Annotated in this window: 1 protein-coding gene; it reads left to right on the top strand. The window is 48.4% G+C overall.

The genetic code is table 11. The features are described from left to right. Positions 1-922 (top strand): pyruvate carboxylase subunit B (locus tag R7E78_RS25080; RefSeq protein WP_318058466.1); only part of this gene is annotated, 922 nt, incomplete at both ends.

Below are 922 nucleotides of genomic sequence, written 5' to 3'. Positions count from 1 at the left end.
TATGGATGTATTCCGTATCTTTGATGCGATGAACGATGTTCGCAATTTCCAAAAAGCGGTGAAATCGGCGGTAGATGTTGGCGCTCATGCGCAAGGCACCCTGTCATACACAACAAGCCCTGTTCACAATACGGATACTTGGGTTGATTTAGCAAAGCGTTTGGAAGATCTCGGTTGTCATTCTCTGTGTATCAAAGACATGTCTGGCTTGCTAAAGCCTTACGAAGCGCAAGAGCTAATCACACGCATCAAAGCCTCTTGTGATGTACCACTGGCACTCCACTGCCATGCAACCACTGGTCTTTCTACCGCTACGGCAATCAAAGCGGTAGAGGCTGGTATCGACATCCTCGATACGGCTATTTCTTCGATGAGCTGTACTTACGGGCATACCCCGACAGAAACGGTTGTAGCAATGCTGCAAGGTACTGAGCGCGACACCAACCTGAAACTTGATCAACTAGAACCTATTGCAGCTTACTTCCGTGAAGTACGTAAGAAATACGCGAAGTGGGAAGGGCAACTAAAAGGCGTGGATTCCCGTATCCTTATCGCTCAAGTGCCAGGTGGTATGTTGACGAATATGGAAGGTCAGCTAAAAGAGCAAGGTGCAGCGGATCGTATCGACGAGGTGTTAGAAGAAATCCCACGTGTACGTGAAGATCTTGGCTTTATTCCTCTCGTAACACCGACGTCTCAGATCGTTGGTACTCAAGCCGTCATTAACGTACTGACCGGCGAGCGCTACAAGAGCATCACTAAAGAAACCGCTGGTGTTCTCAAAGGTGAGTACGGTGCCGCTCCTGCGGCAGTGAATGCCGATCTACAAGCTAAAGTCCTTGAAGGTAAAGAGCCAATTACGTGCCGTCCTGCTGATTTGTTAGAGCCAGAAATGGAAGCTCTAACGGTGGATTTAATGGAT

This window comes from Vibrio sp. YT-19(2023), assembly GCF_033337395.1.
The sequence above is the reverse complement of the archived record's forward strand: the minus strand, read 5'-3'. Positions and strand labels throughout refer to the sequence as shown.